At 71.6% G+C, this 16,216-nt stretch carries 12 protein-coding genes and 1 tRNA gene; 7 read left to right on the top strand and 6 right to left on the bottom strand.

The window, feature by feature from the left end:
* Nucleotides 1–2: 2 nt before the first annotated feature.
* Nucleotides 3–1,850 carry an ABC transporter substrate-binding protein gene (locus tag BMH31_RS04110; protein ID WP_099724323.1) on the bottom strand — a complete coding sequence of 616 codons (1,848 nt, stop codon included), beginning with the start codon at nt 1,848–1,850 and terminating at the stop codon, nt 3–5.
* Between the two features lie 263 nt (nt 1,851–2,113).
* Here BMH31_RS04110 and BMH31_RS04105 point away from each other — a divergent pair, with 263 nt between their 5' ends.
* From BMH31_RS04105 to BMH31_RS04095, 3 genes are read left to right on the top strand one after another with little or no spacing between them, the layout of a single operon-like run.
* A complete protein-coding gene (locus BMH31_RS04105) occupies nt 2,114–3,448 on the top strand; it encodes a M20/M25/M40 family metallo-hydrolase (protein ID WP_099724324.1) in 1,335 nt (444 codons plus the stop codon).
* A complete protein-coding gene (locus BMH31_RS04100; protein ID WP_099724325.1) occupies nt 3,441–4,907 on the top strand; it encodes a serine hydrolase domain-containing protein in 1,467 nt (488 codons plus the stop codon). The genes BMH31_RS04105 and BMH31_RS04100 overlap by 8 nt, the downstream gene beginning before the upstream one ends.
* Nucleotides 4,891–5,556 carry an SIS domain-containing protein gene (locus BMH31_RS04095; protein WP_158234946.1) on the top strand — a complete coding sequence of 222 codons (666 nt, stop codon included), beginning with the start codon at nt 4,891–4,893 and terminating at the stop codon, nt 5,554–5,556. Before BMH31_RS04100 ends, BMH31_RS04095 begins: the two co-directional genes overlap by 17 nt.
* A 1-nt stretch (nt 5,557) precedes the next feature.
* Here BMH31_RS04095 and BMH31_RS04090 read toward each other — a convergent pair whose 3' ends face one another.
* Both BMH31_RS04090 and BMH31_RS04085 read right to left on the bottom strand, forming a co-directional pair.
* Complete coding sequence (locus BMH31_RS04090; protein ID WP_099724326.1) at nt 5,558–6,985, bottom strand: APC family permease; 1,428 nt, start codon at nt 6,983–6,985, stop codon at nt 5,558–5,560.
* A 41-nt stretch (nt 6,986–7,026) separates the two neighbouring features.
* Complete coding sequence (locus tag BMH31_RS04085) at nt 7,027–8,130, bottom strand: Zn-dependent alcohol dehydrogenase (RefSeq protein ID WP_046455125.1); 1,104 nt, start codon at nt 8,128–8,130, stop codon at nt 7,027–7,029.
* 159 nt (nt 8,131–8,289) lie between these two features.
* Between BMH31_RS04085 and BMH31_RS04080 the strand changes: the two genes are divergently transcribed.
* Nucleotides 8,290–9,726, top strand: coding sequence for a helix-turn-helix domain-containing protein (locus BMH31_RS04080; RefSeq protein WP_099724327.1), 1,437 nt, complete (start codon nt 8,290–8,292; stop codon nt 9,724–9,726).
* A 12-nt stretch (nt 9,727–9,738) separates the two neighbouring features.
* On the opposite strand, the gene BMH31_RS04075 is transcribed toward BMH31_RS04080, so the two are convergent.
* Together BMH31_RS04075 and argS are read right to left on the bottom strand one after the other, a co-directional pair.
* Nucleotides 9,739–10,515: a DUF2993 domain-containing protein gene (locus tag BMH31_RS04075; RefSeq protein WP_099724328.1), complete on the bottom strand. Its 777-nt coding sequence runs from the start codon at nt 10,513–10,515 to the stop codon at nt 9,739–9,741.
* 13 nt (nt 10,516–10,528) lie between these two features.
* Entirely contained in the window at nt 10,529–12,199 is a 1,671-nt protein-coding gene (argS, locus tag BMH31_RS04070) for an arginine--tRNA ligase (protein WP_099724329.1), read from the bottom strand.
* 73 nt (nt 12,200–12,272) lie between these two features.
* On the opposite strand from argS, the gene BMH31_RS04065 reads away from it, so the two are divergent.
* Nucleotides 12,273–12,345, top strand: a tRNA-Arg gene (locus BMH31_RS04065).
* Between the two features lie 80 nt (nt 12,346–12,425).
* Here BMH31_RS04065 and BMH31_RS04060 read toward each other — a convergent pair.
* Nucleotides 12,426–13,388, bottom strand: coding sequence for a helix-turn-helix domain-containing protein (locus tag BMH31_RS04060; protein WP_099724330.1), 963 nt, complete (start codon nt 13,386–13,388; stop codon nt 12,426–12,428).
* A gap of 118 nt (nt 13,389–13,506) precedes the next feature.
* Here BMH31_RS04060 and BMH31_RS04055 point away from each other — a divergent pair, with 118 nt between their 5' ends.
* Nucleotides 13,507–14,100, top strand: a complete 594-nt coding sequence (locus BMH31_RS04055; RefSeq protein WP_099724331.1) for an isochorismatase family protein — start codon at nt 13,507–13,509, stop codon at nt 14,098–14,100.
* A 154-nt stretch (nt 14,101–14,254) separates the two neighbouring features.
* Nucleotides 14,255–16,120, top strand: a complete 1,866-nt coding sequence (locus tag BMH31_RS04050) for a YncE family protein (RefSeq protein ID WP_099724332.1) — start codon at nt 14,255–14,257, stop codon at nt 16,118–16,120.
* Nucleotides 16,121–16,216: the final 96 nt, after the last annotated feature.

The raw sequence follows: 16,216 nt of genomic DNA, 5'->3' as shown, positions 1-16,216 counted from the left end.
TCCTACTCCCGATCGTCCGTGGTCGTCGAGCGTCGGCGCAGCACGAGGAAGCCGCCCGCGGCGAGGACCACGACCGCCCCGCCGACGATCCACCAGACGGCTCCGCCGCCGGAACCCGCTCCATCGCCCGCGTCGGCCGACACCGGAGTCGCCGAGTACAGCCCCCACGGGCCGTTCTGCGCCAGGATCACGCCCGTCCTCGCCGGCTGCTTCTGGATACCGGTGAAACGGTCCGAGCGGTACGCCTGGAACGCGTCGCCGTAGTACATGACGTTGTTGACAGCGGCCCCGTAGATCATCTGCTGCAGTTCGATCACCATCGCGGCGCGCTTGGAGGGGTCGAGCTCCGAGTGCTGCTTCGCGTAGAGGGCGTCGAACTCGGGCGAGCACCAGTTCGACTCGCTCGTCGCACCCGACCCGTCGGCGTTCGGTCGCGACTTGCAGGTGTTGAGCGACATCATGAAATCGGGGTCCGGCCCCATCGTCCACCCGGTGAAGTACAGGTCGTAGCGCCCCATCACCGACTCGTCGTTGACCTGCGCGGCCGAGAGCATGGTGGTCGCGATGTCGATGCCGATGTCCTTCATCCAGGGCTTCAGGAAGTCGGCGACCTGCTGGTGGCTCGCGCTCGAGGCGTCCCCCATCAGCCGGAGCTTGATCGGCTTGCCGGTCTTGTCGAGCCGGATGCCGTCGGCCCCCTTCCGGTACCCGGCCTCGTCGAGCATGCGGTTGGCCTCCGCCTGGTCGAAGGCCAGCGGCAGCTTCTCGGGGGCGACGTCCCAGTGGTACTTCGGATAGATCGGGGGCACTTCGCCCGAACCCGGGGACCCGTGCCCCTGGAACACCTTCTTGCGCAGCGTCTCGTTGTCGATCCCCCGCACGATGGCCTGGCGCACCACGGGATCATGCAGCACCGGGTTGCCGTCACCGAGAGGCTTGCCGTCGATGTCCTTCGCACCGGGGTTGATCGCGATCGAGGAGTAGCCGCGCCCCGCGCCCGAGACCGTGGTGATGCCCGAGGCGCCCTTGAGCGCGTCGAACTGGGCGACGGTGAGGTCGCTCATCATGTCGATCTCGCCGGTCTTGAGCGCCTGCACCGCGGCGTCCGAGTTCTTGTACGGCACCCACGCGACGCCGCCCGACTTCGCCTCGCCGCGGCGGTAGTGCGGGTTCGGGATCATCTCGACCCCGTTGGTCTTCGACGACGCGGAGACCGTGAACGGCCCCGAGCCGACGACGTCCTTGTCGTTGGCGAAGCCCGCGGGGTCGGAGACCTTCGACCAGACGTGCTTCGGGACGATCGGCAGATCGGTACCCGGGTTCGCCGCCTGCGGAGAGCGCATGCGCATCACGACGGTCGTGGCATCGGGCGCCTCGATCGACGCGATGTTCTCGACGAGCGATCCGTTCGCCATCTTGAGCGCATTGTTCTTCTGGATCGCCTGCACGGTCCAGACGACGTCGTCCGCGACGATCGGCTGCCCGTCCGACCACTTCGCGTCCTTCGGCAGGTGGAAGGTCCACTCGGTGGCGTCGGCGCTCGACTCCCACTTCTCGGCCATGCCCGGCGCCTCGGTGTTGTCGTCGGCGCTCCATTCGACCAGCGGCTCGTACTGCAGCCGCATGATCTCGAGGCTCGTCCAGAGCACCGAGAGGAACGGGTTGAGGGTGTCGACGTCGCCCAGCAGCGCGACCCGGATGACCGGGGGCTTCGCCGCGGCCCCCGCTTGGGCGGCTCCCGTGCCCGCGGCCACTCCGCCGAGGGCGAGCGCGCAGGCTCCTGTCAGGGCGAGCGCGCGCCTCCGCCAGGCGACCGTCGGCCGCGTCTTCTGCTCCCGTTGTGCCCGCATCGAACCACTCCTTCGTGTTTACGTTTCTCAAATGTGAGAACTGGCATCGGATCTATTGCGGTTCGAACAAGGTCAGATCCTCATTGATCCGCAGAATCAAGCCGAAACTCACTCCGTTTCGCACTTGCCACCGTCAAGCTATCCGTGAATGATAGGAATCGCAAGATGCATTTTCGGTACGGATTGCGCTGCGCCCGGTGCGCGGATCGCCCCGCGTCGGAAACAATGGAGGCCGGACCTCCGTGAGCCAGAGCAGGAGCAAGATGTCCAGACCGGAAACCGCCTCGAAGATGAGCGCCGCCGAGCTGTGCGCCCGGTTGATCCGCTTCGACACGTCCAACTACGGAGAAGGCCGCAGCGCGGGCGAAGCCGACCTCGCGGCGTGGATCCTGGCCTCGCTCGAACGGGCGGGCTACGCGCCGCAGCTGGTCGGGCCCTCGCCCGCGCGAGCCTCGGTGGTGCTCCGCGTGCCGGGCACCGACCCCACGCTCCCCGCGATGCTCGTGCACGCCCACACCGACGTGGTGCCCGTCGAGCCCTCGCAGTGGACCGTGCCCGCCTTCGCCGGCCGCATCTCCGACGGCTACGTGTGGGGCCGTGGCGCGACCGATATGAAGGACATGGTCGCGATGACCCTCGCGACGCTGCTGAACTGGGCGAGGACCGGCACCCGCCCGCGGCGCGACATCGTGGTGCTGTTCGTCGCGGATGAGGAATCGGGCGGCGAGCACGGCGCGCTCTGGCTCGTGCGGAACCGGCCCGAACTGTTCTCGGGGGTCCGGTTCGCGATCGGCGAGTCCGGCGGCGACGCGACGGAGCTCGTCGCCTCCGACGGCCGCACCGTGCGCTGCTACCCCATCGCGACGGGCGAACGCGGCACCCTGCACCTGCGGCTGCGCGCGAGCGGCGACCCCGGGCACGCGTCGCGCCCGCACCCCGGGCACGCGCTCGAGCGCCTGATCGCGGCGTGCCACCGCATCAACACCCACGAGTGGCCGCTTCGGCTCACCGACACCGTTCGCGGCTACATCGAGACGATCGACCGAGCGCTCGGCAACGAGCCCGAGCTCGAGACCGAGGCCGGCGTGCTCGCCGCGATCGATCGGCTGGGCCCGGCCGGAGACGTCGCCGCCGCGACGATCCGCTGCACCGCGACCACGACGGTCATGAACGCCGGCATGACCGTGAACGTGATCCCCGGCAACGCCGAGGCCCTGGTCGACGTGCGCTGTCTGCCCGGCACGGAGGACGAGGCCGTCGAGACGCTGCGCGGACTCATCGGCGACGGCATCGACTGGGAGTTCGTCGATCGGCAGTCCCCCGTCAGCGCCCCGCATCCGTCGCCCTGGTTCGATGCGATGCGCGACGCGATCATCGCCCACGACCCCGACGCGGTCGTGCCTCCCGTCTGCATGGGCGGCGGGACCGATGCGAAGGCGTTCGCCGCGCTCGGCATCGCGGGGTACGGCTTCGCGCCGCTCACCGCGGATCCCGAGGGGCGCAGACCCGCGGGCACGCACGGTGCCGACGAGCGCACACCGGTCGCCTCGATCGACGGCGGGCAGCGGATCCTCGAGGAGTTCCTGACCCGTGTCTGATGCCCTGACGCTCCACGAGCACTCCGGCGCCGGAACCGGCGCGGCGGACCCCGACGACCTGATCGCCGAGCTCGCGGCCTCCCGCGTCCGATCCGGCTCGACGCCGGCGATCGCGCTCGCGGCTCGCGTCGGCGCCCGGAACGCGTTCGCCGGGTCCGGCGACCGCGGAGACGGGCTCCCTCCCGACGCCGGCACGGTCTTCCGCATCGCCTCGGTCACCAAGTCGTTCACCGCGGCTCGTGCGCTGCAGCTGCGCGATGCCGGCGCGCTCGATCTCGATCGCCCGGTCGTCGATCTGCTGCCCGATGCGGTGTTCCGCCCGGCCGGACCCGGCGCGCGGATCACCCCGCGCATGCTCCTCACCATGTCGGCGGGCCTGCCCACCGACGACGCCTGGGCCGACCGGCTCGAATCCATGCCGCCGCCGGAGTTCGACGAGCTGCTCGCCACGGGGATCCGGCTCGTGCGCGAGCCGGGCACCGGCTTCGAGTACGCGAACCTCGGGTGGGCGATGCTCGGCCGGATCCTGGAGCGTCTCGACGGACGGCCGCTGCCGCAGCAGGTCGAGGCCGAGCTGCTCGACCCGCTGGGTCTCACGGGAGTGCGCTTCACCGTGCCGGCGGGCAGGCCGTTCGCGACCGGTCATGCGCGGCGGGCCGCCGGGTGGGAGCCGCAGCCGCTGACCGGGCCGGGCGCCTTCTCGGCCATCGGCGGGATCTTCGCGTCGACCGCCGATCTGCTCGACTGGGCCGCCTGGCTGGCGAGCGCGTTCTCGCGCCCCGACGACGATCGCGTTCTCGCCGCCGCGAGCCGCCGCGAGATGCAGCAGCTGCACCGGACGCTCCCGCCCGAGCCGTCCGCCCCGTCGACCGCCGTCGTCGGCTACGGCTACGGCCTATTCGTCGAGCTTACGCCCGAGCTCGGCCGCGTCGTCTCGCACTCCGGCGGGTACCCCGGCTTCTCGGCGCACTTGCGCTGGGGGCTCGATCGCGAGGTCATCGTGTGCGGCCTCGAGAACGGCGGCTACTCGGGAGCCTGGGAGCCGACCGGCGAGGCCTTCTCCCGCTCGGCGGCGCAGCTCCCCGATCCGAGCCCGCGGCCGTGGGCCGAGACCGAGGCCGCCGTAACGCTGACCCGGCTCCTCGCCGAACGACCAGACGACGACGCGCGCTGGTCGAACGCGGAACGGGACGCCTTCGCTCCGTGCGTCGCCCTCGATCTGCCGATCGGCGATCGCCGCGCCGCGCTCCTCCGGGTGCGCGACGAGCTCGGCTCCGAGGCGCGCCTCGCCCCCGAGGGGATCCGCCACCCGACCGCGGCGAGCGCCCGCTGGCGTATGATCGGGCGCGATCGGCAGTGCGAATTCGTGCTGGAACTGACACCGACGGATCCGCCGCTGATCCAGCGATTCGATGCGAGGCCCGCGGGCCGTGAGGAGGACCATGCCGAAGCCCGCTGAGCACGCACCGCAGCCCAGGCGCCGGTCCTCCGCGCTGAAGTCGCGGATCCTGCAGGCGGAGCGCGCGGCGCTCGAGCGCGCGGTCGAGGCCTTCGAATCCGATCCCTCGTTCGAGCGGGCCTCCGCGCTCATCGCAGGCAGTCGTCGGCGCTTCGTGCTCGGACGGGGCGCCTCGCAGGGCTACGCGGCGAAGCTCGCGAGCGCGCTCGGCGCGAGCTTCAGCCAGGTGATGCTGGCGGCTCCGCCCAGCCTGGAGGCGCTCGATCTGCTGTCCGATGTGCGCACGGGAGACGCGCTCATCGCGGTGTGCACGCGCCCCTACCGGCGGGACACGGTCGAGATCGCGCGGCAGTACGTCGCAGCCGGAGGGACCGTCGTGCTGCTGACGGACAGCTCCGACTCGCCGCTCAGCGCCTTCGCCGCCGAACAGGTGGTCGTCGATACCGAGGACCGGGAGCTCGGCGATACCTCGTCGGGCATCCTGCTCGCGATCCGTCTGCTCGTCGACCTGGCGGCCGCGAGTTCCAAGGGAGCCGCGCGGCGCGCCCAGGAGCGGGAACGCCTCGGCGCGGTCCTCGACCTGTACGCCCCCGAGCAGCGCTGGGACGGACGGGTCGCGGATCCGCGCCTCGGCGGCAGCGTGGTCTGACTCAGCCCACACCCTCCAGCATGTCGGTCTCGGTGTTGCCGATGCGGTCGAGCACCTGCGGATCCCGCTTCCGCAGGCGGAGGAACCAGGCGAGCGCCGCGATCATCGTCACGAGGAAGATGTACGGGATCACGTTGAGCGGGAACGCGGGCACGGGGAACACGTTCGCGAGGAACACGTAGACCATGGCGATCACGGCGATCGCCGCGCACAGCGTGACGAGTGCGCTGCGCATCCGCTCGCGGCGCACGTAGGCGACGCAGGCGATCGCGACGAGCGCGTACGCGACCATGTACCCGTAGGTGCCGTAGGTGTCGACCCACACGGTGATGTCCATCGGCTGCACGCCGCAGGCGAGCAGGATCACGTCGAGCACGATCGCGGCGGGGCCCGCGATGAGCAGCACGCGGTGCGGGGTGAGGTGCGTGTCGTGGGTGCGACCGAAGCGCTCGGGCACCACGCCCTCCTTGCCCATCACATAGACGATGCGGCCGACCACGTTGAGCGGGGCGACGACCACGGCGAAGAACGAGGCCGCGACGCCGAAGGTGAGCAGCGGGGTGAACCAGCCGGGCATCCCGATCTTCTCGGAGATGGCCTGCAGCGGGCTCGCCGCGGTGGCGAGGTCGTCGCCGAGGACGGCGATCTGCGTGTACGCGGCGAACACGTAGAGCACGCCGACCACGACCGCGCTCCACATGATCGCGCGCGGGATCGCGGTGTAGGGATTCTTCGCCTCGCGCCCCAGCGCGTCGGCCGACGAGAAGCCGACGAAGCCGAGGATGCCGAGCACCATGCCGGCCGCGACGCCCTGGAAGGGAACGCCCTCGAAGCTGAACTGGGCGGGGTCCCAGGCGTCGGGACCGAGCACGACGAGCGCCGTGATGAGCAGGATCAGGATGATCGCGACCGACACGAGCTCGAGCACGAGCGAGACGCGCGCCGAGATGCGGATGCCGCGGATCGTGAAGAAGGTGGCGAGGCCGCCGATCACGATCGCGAGCACCACGAGCCAGACGACGCCCGAAGCCGGGACGCCCAGCAGGCGGAGCAGATCGGACATGTACGAGACGGCACCGCCGAGCGAGCCGGCCGCTATGCCCCAGCAGCCGATGATCAGCGCGACGCCGGCGGTGTAGGCGCCGGTCGGGCCGAGGCCCTTCGCGACGTAGGTGTAGAGGGACCCCGCCGAGGCGTTCTTCTTCGCGAAGACGGCGACGCAGTAGCCGACGCAGACGATCACGATGGTGGCGAGCAGGAACGACAGCATCGTGCCGTTCCCGGCCCCGATGAAGATCGAGGCGGCGGTGAACGCGATCACCGCGCTCGGGGCGATGTTGGCGATGGCCTGAGCGGCGAGCTCGGGCCCCGACATCACTCCGTGGCGCAGGCCGGCGTCGACCGGCTGCTGGGAGGTGGTGGTGGACATGGTGGTGGACTCTCCTTCGAGTGGCTTCGGTGACGCGGGGATCAGGGGATCAGCAGGGTGCGCAGCACGCCGCCGGCCTCCAGATCGTCGAGCGCCTCGGCGGCCTCGGCGAGCGGGCGTCGGCCCGAGATGAGCGGATCGAGCTTCAGCTGCCCGTCCATGTAGCGGTCGACCAGGGCGGGGATGTCGATCGAGGGGCGCACCGATCCGTAGTTCGACCCGAGGATCCGCTGGTCGGCCTCCGCGAGCACGAGCGGCTCGAACGAGGCCTTGGCGCCGGTCGGGGGCAGGCCGACGATCACGGCGGCGCCGCCGAGCCCGAGCATGCGGATCGACTGCTCGGTGGTGGAGGTGCGGCCGATCGCGTCGAAGGCGTAGTCGACGCCGTCGGGCACGAGTTCGAAGAGCTGCTCGACGGCGTCGCGCTGCGAGGCGTCGATGCGGTCGGTCGCGCCGAACTGCAGCGCCATGGCGGTCTTCTCGGGCACGACGTCGATCGCGATGATGCGCTCGGCCCCGGCGAGCTTCGCGCCCTGGACCACGTTGAGGCCGACACCGCCGCAGCCGATCACCGCGACCGTGGATCCGGGCTCGACGGCGGCCGTGTTGAGCACGGCGCCGACGCCCGTGGCCACGGCGCAGCCGACCACGGCGATGACGTCGAGCGGCGCGTCGTCGCGCACCTTGATCGCGCCCGAGACGGGGACCACGACCTCCTCCGCGAACGAGGACACGCTCAGGTAGTGGTGCAGCGGCTCGCCGGTCTCGGCGTTGCTCAGGCGCGAGGTCCCGTCGAACAGCGAACCGTGCGCGTTGTTGACCTCGACGACCTTCTGGCAGCGCGCCTCGTGGCCCTGCAGGCAGTAGCGGCACTCGCCGCACGGCGGCACCCAGCTGAGCACCACGTGGTCGCCGACCGCGAGCGAGGTGACGCCCTCGCCGAGCTCGGTCACGACACCGGAGCCCTCGTGCCCCATCACCATGGGAGCGGGGGCGTCCCACTCGCCGCGCTTCACGTGCAGGTCGGAGTGGCAGACGCCCGCTGCGGCGATCTTCACGCGCACCTCCCCCGCCTTCGGCGCGGCCAGGTCGGCATCGACCACTTCCACGCGGGTATCGGTATCTCGGAACACCACGGCCTGCATCTTGCACTCCTTCGTCGGCGGCTGCACTGGGTCTGTCTCGCTGTCGCGGCCGGAGCCGGACGGGCGACTGAGGAGATGCTACGGAGGGTTCGAGAGCCGTGTCACTGCGCCGAATGATGATTTCTGGATCGAGGACCAGGCGTTTGGTACATTCGACGTGTGCCGCTCACCCTGTCAGCCGTCGCCCGCGCGGTCGCCGGCAGCTGCGTCCCGCAGCGCTTGTCCGAGCGCACCCCGGTCGACGGGGTCGCGCGGTTCGACGAGGTCGTCGTGGTCGGACATCCCGCCTACGCGACGCTCGTGACGGGCGACGCGGCGGCGCTCCTCGAACGCCTGGACGCCGGCGGCACGGAGGCCGATGCCCTCTCGCGGGCCGTCCTCGTGACCGATGCCGACGACCCGGCCCTGCGCGAACGGCTCGCCGCGCACGGCACCACCGCGATCCTGGGCTGCGCGCTCGGCGGCGTCGCCCTGCACGCGACGCTCACGGCCCTGCTCGCCGACGATCTCGCCGCGTCGGACCGGCTCGTGGCCGCCGGCATGAAGGTGCTCACCCAGGCGGCCCGGCGAGGAGGCGCGACCGCGGCGATCGCCGAGCTCGCGCACCGCATCGACGGCTGGGCCGTGCTGCTCGACGCGCAGGGCCAGCTGATCACGAGCGCCGGCGCGGGCCGCCTGCACGTCTCCGACGCGACCGCGGTCGCGCTCGGTCGCCCCGTCCGAGTGCGGCACGAGGGCCTGCAGCTGCACCAGGTCGGCTCGGATCGGGACCTCGCCGGGTACCTCGTGATCTCGACCCGCTCGGGAACGGTCAGCCGCTCGCGCGACCTCGCCTCGCTCGCCGCGGCCCTCTTCGACCTCCTGCTCCGCTCCCACGATCCCTCGGTCACCGAGCACCTCGGCCGCGAATCGCTCATGCGCACGATCCTCGACGGCGGCGCGCCCGCGCTCGAACTGCTGCGCCGCTGGGGCGTGCATGACCGCAGCCTCACCGCCTTCGCGCTCGGTGCCCGCACCCGCACGATCGACGCCGAACGCCTGCTGCGCCGATGGTTCGACGAGCTCGGGGCCGAGCACGTGTTCGCCGCATCGCAGGGCCGCGTGCTCGGCTTCGTGCGCGACGACCTCGTCGACGAGCTCGCGAAGCGGGTCGACGAGCTCACCCCGGTCTCGGGTCAGCGCCTGCACCTCGGCCTCGGGACCCCGTCCCCCGCCGACGCGCTCGCCCGCGGCGCCGCGCAGGCGGGCCAGGCGCTCGACACCGCGCTCGACGAATCGCGCACGGTCGTGCACTACGCCCGGCTCGCCTCGGTGGAGCTGGTGCTCGGCTCCCTCGCCGCCGAACCGCGGGCGGAACTCGCCCGTGCGCTCGATCCCCTGCGTGATGCGAGCGGAGCGCACGGCGCGCTCACCGAGACGCTGCGAGTGTTCCTCGCCGAGAACGGCAGGCACCGGGCGAGCGCGGAGCTGCTGGGGATCCACCGGCAGACCCTCGTCTCGCGCCTGCGCCGGGTCGAGGAGCTGACCGGACTCTCGATGGAGCACGCCGACGATCGCGCGACCGCCTGGATCGCGCTGCGCGCGCTCGACCGCTGAGCGGACCTCGGGTCAGCCGCAGCTGCCCTTCTCGCGCTGCTTCGGATCGCTGACGAGAGTCGGTGAGATCTTCGCGTCGACGCGCACCGCCCCCGTCGACGACAGCTGGATGCCGGTGAGCTCGATCCCCCGCGGCAACTGGTCGCGCACGCAGACCGTCTGCGGCTGGGTCAGCGCCCGCACGGCGGGTCCGCCGAACGAGTCGATCTGCTTCGCCGTGAGGTCGAATCCGGCGGCCTTGACACCCTCGGGAGTGATCTTCACATCGCCCTGCTCGACCCCGAGCTTCAGCGTCGCCGAGAGCGATACCTTCTGCCCGAAGATCTCCATGCTGCGGCCGACGTCGATCGCGCCCTCGCGCACCGTCCCCGTCTGCGCGATGCCCCTCGTGAGCAGCGAGATGGTCTGGTCGATCTTGTCCTTGGGCACCGTGATCGACGCCGTAGCGCCCCGCACTTCTCCGGAGCCGGAGATGAGGCTGAACGGTGCCGAATCCGCGTGCACCGTGAGGTCGCCCTGGAGGCCCTCGACGAGCGGGGCGTCCGGCACGGTGACGGTGACGTCGCCCAGCTTGCCCGTGATCGTGTGCAGCAGCACCGAACCGTCGAGCCGCACGTCGACCGGGTGATCGCTCGACAGCTCGAGCGGCTGGCGCACCGCGGTCGAGATCATCCCGGGCAGGATCGCGCGCAGCGCGATCTCGCCCGCGCCCGCGAGCACCGCGAGGATGACGACGATCCAGAGGATCCTCAGCCACCAGCGCGGTCGGCGCTCCCGCTGCTCCGTCATCGTGCCGGGCCCATCAGAGGCGCTCGGGCGCCGAGACGCCGATCAGGTCGAGCCCGTTGCGCAGCACCTGCCCCGCGGCGTCGTTCAGCCACAGGCGGGTGCGGTGCAGGTCCTCCACCGGGGCGTCGCCCAGCGGGATCACGCGGCAGTTGTCGTACCAGCGGTGGAACGCGGCGGCGAGCTCCTCGAGGTAGCGCGCGATGCGGTGCGGCTCGCGCAGCTCTGCGGCGCCTGCCACGATCCCGGGATACTCCTGCAGCTTGCCGAGCAGTTCGGTCTCGGTCTGGTGCGTGAGCAGCTCGGGCGCGAAGGCGCTGCGGTCGATGCCCGCGGCGGCCGCGTTGCGGTCGACCGCGCAGGTGCGGGCGTGCGCGTACTGCACGTAGAAGACCGGGTTGTCGTTCGTCCGGCTGCGCAGCTTCTCGCCGTCGAGCGCGAGCGGGGAGTCCGCCGGGTAGCGGGCGAGCCAGTAGCGCAGCGCATCGGAGCCGAGCCACTCGAGCAGATCGTCGAGCTCGACGATGTTGCCGGCGCGCTTCGACAGGCGGGCGCCGTTCAGGTTGACGAGCTGGCCGATGAGCACGGTGATGTCGGTCTCGATGTCGTCGCCGGCAGCGCCGGCGATCGCCGTCAGACGGCCGATGTAGCCGTGGTGGTCCGCGCCGAGCAGGTAGATCTTCTCGCCGAAGCCGCGATCCTTCTTCGTCAGGTAGTAGGCCGCGTCGGCCGCGAAATAGGTGTAGATCCCGTTGCCGCGGGTGAACACGCGATCCTTGTCGTCGCCGAAGTCGGTCGTGCGCACCCAGATCGCGTCGTCCGCCTCGAAGACGTGACCCTGCTCGCGCAGGCGGTCGACCGCCGCGTCGATGGGGCTCTTCTCGCCGTTCTCGCCCGGCGCGTGCAGCGAGCGCTCCGAGAAGAACACGTCGAAGTGCACGTTGAACCGCTCGAGCGATTCCTTGATCTCGGCGAGCTGCTGCTGGTAGCCGATCTCCTGCGCGAGCTCGAGCGCGCGGTCGCGATCCTGCGCGGCGATCTCGGCGAGATCGGGCTGCTGGGCGAGCACGTGCGCACCGAGCGACTGGATGTAGGCGCCCGGATAGGCGTCTTCCGGTGCGGGTTCGCCGAGTGCGGCGGCCAGCACGGAGCGACCGAACTTGTTCATCTGCGCGCCGGCGTCGTTGATGTAGTACTCGTTCGTGACCTCGGCGCCCGCGGCGCGGAGCACGCGCGAGATCGAGTCGCCGAGCGCCGCCCAGCGGGTGTGCCCGAGGTGCAGCGGTCCGGTCGGGTTCGCGCTCACGAACTCGAGGTTGATCTTCTGCCCGGCGAGCGCGTCGCCGCGCCCGTAGGCCTCCCCCTGCTCGACGACCCGGCGCGCGGTCTCGCCGGCGCTCGCGGCGTCGAGGGTGATGTTGATGAAGCCGGGGCCCGCGATGTCGGCAGCGGCCACGCCGTCGATCTCGGCGATGCGCTGCGCGATCTCGGTCGCGAGCTCGCGCGGGTTGGTGCCGATGCGCTTCGCGAACTTCATCGCGGCGTTCGACGCCCAGTCGCCGTGCTCTCGGCTCTTCGGTCGCTCCACCTGCGTGTCCGCGTCGGTCACCGGGACCTCCACGCCGCGCGCGGCGATGAGGTCGGTGAGGATCCGGGCGATGGCGGTGGCAAGTTCCTGTGGCGTCACAAGCACCGATCCTACCGGCCGTCGGACGACCGGCGCGCGCGGGCCCCGAGAAGTGCGCTAGGCTTGCGGAGTCGCCTCCGTAGCTCAGGGGATAGAGCGCCGGTTTCCGGTACCGTAGGTCGGGAGTTCGAATCTCTCCGGGGGCACGAGACATCAGCCGGGTCGGTTCGCAGAAATGCGGACCGGCCCGGCTTTTTCGTGCGCACCCGCGGCGATCCCTGAAGACTCAGCTCAGCGCGCCCGCACGGAACGCCTCGCGGTAGCTCGCAGGAGTCGTACCGAGCTCGGCACGGAAATGCTCGCGCAGGATCGCGGCCCCGCTGAACCCGCAGGCATCGGCGATCGCCTCGACGGCGAGATCGGTGCGCTCGAGGAGCTCGCGCGCCCGCGACACCCGCTGCCGAGTCACCCATCGGGCGACCGAGCTGCCGGTCCGGCGGCGGAAGGCCCGGGTGAACGTACTCCGGCTCAGGTGCGCGCGTGCCGCGAGCTCGTCGATCGGGAGCGGACCGTCGAGATGCGCGAGCGCCCACTCGCAGGCGCGCCCCACCGGGTCGTCCGATTCCGATACCGCGGGCTGCTCGATGAACTGCGCCTGCCCGCCTCGACGGTGCGGCGATGCGACGATGCGGCGCGCGACCCGGTTCGCGGCGCTCTGCCCGACCCGCGAGGCGAGCAGGTGGAGGCAGGTGTCGATCCCCGCGCTGGCGCCCGCACCGGTCAGCACGGCGCCCGCATCGACGTAGAGCGCAGCCGGATCCAGCCGCACCTCGGGGAATCGTCGCCGGAAGGTCTCGACCCACTTCCAGTGCGTGGTCGCGTCCTCGCCGTCGAGGACTCCGGCGTCGGCGACCGGGAACACGCCGAGGCACAGGCCCACGATCGTGGCACCGCGCCGGTGCGCTGCGCGGATCGCGGACACGACCGGAGCAGGCGCGGGCGTCGCGGGATCGCCCCACCAGGGAACGATGACGATGTCGGCGGTCTCCGTCGCTTCGAGTCCGCGCGGGACGAGGATCTCGTACCCGGCGGAGGTCCGCAGCGGGCCGGGGCGTTCCGCGCATATCTCGATCGGCCAGGGCTCCGCCTCGCCGGGAGGGTTCTCGGGCCCGAGCACGAGCGAGGGCACCGAGAGGTGGAAGGGGCTGATGCCATCGAAGGCGACGACGGCGACCGATGGTGCGGGCATGGGACTCCTCGGAGGCTCGGCCGCTTCGCACGCGAAGTGACCCGATTTCACCTGTTCATGCTATTTCAGCTCACGGATACTGGACCGCAGCACCCACGATCCCGACGAAAGGCCGACCATGACCGCCTCCGCCACCCTCCGCTCGCTCAGCGGACTCCCCCAGAAACCCGCATCGCTCGCCGACGCCACCCTGGTCCTCATCGACTTCCAGAACACCTACACGACCGGAGCGATGGAGCTCGAGGGCTGGGCGCCGGCGCTCGAGGCTGCTGCGGATCTGCTGGCGCGGGCCCGCGCCGCCGGTGCCACGGTGATCCACGTCGTGCACGACGACGGGCCGGGCACCCCGTACGACATCCGCAGCGAGATCGGCGCGATCCACCCCGCCGTCTCGCCCGTCGACGGCGAACCCATCGTCGTGAAGCACGCGCCGAACGCCTTCGTCGGTACGGAGCTCGGCGACCTGATCGATGCCGCGGGCCACGAGGAGGTCGTCATCGCGGGGTTCATGACCCACATGTGCGTCACGTTCACCGCCGAGGGCGCGTTCCTGCGCGGCAACAGCCCGACGGTGGTCGCGGACGCGACCGCGACCCGATCGCTGCCGACACCGTACGGCGACGTGCCCGCGGAACAGCTCCACCGTTCGGCGCTCGCGACGATCGGCGACCTCTACGCGGTCGTGGTGCCGAGCGCGGGCGACCTCCGCTAGCCGGGAACGGGGCTTCCGGCACGCCCGGCCGGGAACGGGGCTTCCGGCACGCCCGGCCGGGAATGGATCCCGGCCGGGCCTGTTATCGTCTTCCGGCGGTTGCCGGTTCGGATCGAGCCCGATCGCCCACCGTCGCTCTCCGAAGGATCCCACCATGCCCCGGACTCCCCTCCTCCGTCGCGCCCGCACGCGAGCCGCCGTGCTGGCACTCGTCGCCGCGTTCATCGCAGCGCCGCTCGCGGCGAACCCGGCCGCGGCGAACGCCGCGGCCGCCGCTCCGACGCCTCCGCCGCAGTACGAGGTCACCGGGTCCGCGGACATCGGCCGGGCGAACGAGGGCATCGCGGTCGACCCCGACCGCGACCTCGTCTACGTCGCGTCCCGCTCGGCCGGCCTGCTCCGGGTCATCGACGGCGCGAGCCTCGACACTCTGCGCACGGTCGACCTGCCGCAGCAGCCGTATCAGGTGCTCGTCGGTCCGAGCGGAGTCGTCTACGTCACGCTCTACGGCGGCAACAACGCGCCGGGCTCGATCGCGGTGATGGCCCCGGGCGCGACCGGCACGCCGACGGTGCTGCCCGCCGGCATCTCGCCGGCCGGGCTCGCGATCTCCCCGGACGGCTCGCGGCTGTACGTCTCGAGCTTCGCGAGTCCGGGAGGCATCCGGGTCTTCGATCTGAGCGTCCCGACCGCTCCGGTGGAGCTCCCGACGCTCGGCTCCCCGTCCTGGGTCGACAGCCTCACCGTCTCCGCGGACGGAGGAACCGTGTACGCGGCCGGATACAACGCGGGCGCGGTGCAGGCGATCGACACGCGTACCGGCGGGAGCCGCGCGCTCTGGCCCACGGGACGGTTCCCGCACAAGATCGCGCTCACGTCCTCCGGGAACCGCGCGGTGATCGCGCTCCAGGGCGAGGCCGCCGCGACCGTGCTCGACACGGGCACCGGTGTCGCCTCGGCCTCGATCCCGCTCGCGAACACCTACTTCCAGGACGAGGACCCCGGGCTCGGCGCGATGTTCATCACCGCGCCCTTCACCGGCACCGTAGGAGTGCTCGACCGCAGCACGGGCGAGCTCGCGCAACGGGTCGACGGCGTCGACGGCGCGTTCTTCATCGCCGCGAACCCGAGGACCCACGCGGTGTACACCACCTCGGCGATCGGCAGCCGACTGACCCGGATCGAGCCGGCCGTGCGGGTGACGAACCCCCAGGGCGTCGTCGTCACGGAGGGCGATGATGCCACCTTCACCGCCGGGATCTCGGGGATCGCCGCCGACGGGGTGCGGTGGGAACGGCGCAGCGGCGAGTCCGCGCCGTGGGCCCCGATCGCCGAGGCCTCCGCCGCGAGCTACACGCTGCCCCGCGCGGAGCTCGCCGATACCGGCGCGCAGTTCCGGGCCGTGTTCACCGCGGGTGCGGCGAGCTGGACCACCCGAGCGGCCGTCCTCACCGTTCGCGGCATGGCGCCGAGCGTGGTCGCGCACCCGGAGGACCGCAGCATCCGTGCGGGTGGCCGCGCCGTCTTCGAGGCCTCCGCGACGGGCTCCGCCCCGCTCTCGGTGCGCTGGGAGCGCAGTTCCGACGATGGCGCGAACTGGGCCGTGGTCCCGGGAGCGACCGGCACCGTCTTCGAGGCGGACTTCGGCACCGCGGATTCCGGAACGCTCTTCCGCGCCGTCTTCGAGAACCCCTTCGGCGCCGCGGTCTCGGATCCGGCCGAGCTCACCGTCACCGCGGGGTCGGACTCGAGCGCCTCTTCCACGGCCGATGCGGCGGCGAGCGCGTCCGCCGGCAGCGACGGCGGTCCTGCAGGGAGCGGGAGCGACGGTTCGCACGGGAGCACCGGCGCCGGCGGGGCGGCCGAAGCGACGGCGGCCGACGGCGGCACGCACCGCGGCGGCCTCGCGACGACCGGGGCGCCGGCGCCCACCGCTGCGCTGGCGGGAGCGGTGACCGTCCTGCTCGGCGGTCTCGCCCTGCTGGCAGCGACTGCACGGGGGCGTCGCCGACCGAGGTGACCGGATCTGCGGATCCTTGCTCGCCGAACGGGGGTCATGGCTACTCAACGATTCACATGAATTGTCATGTTTCGGACGTACCATTGAGCCGTCGAT

The organism is Leucobacter sp. OLIS6 (assembly GCF_002752355.1).
Taxonomy (GTDB): Bacteria; Actinomycetota; Actinomycetes; order Actinomycetales; family Microbacteriaceae; genus Leucobacter.
Note: the sequence above shows the minus strand (reverse complement) of the source record. Positions and strands in the feature narration are given on the sequence as shown.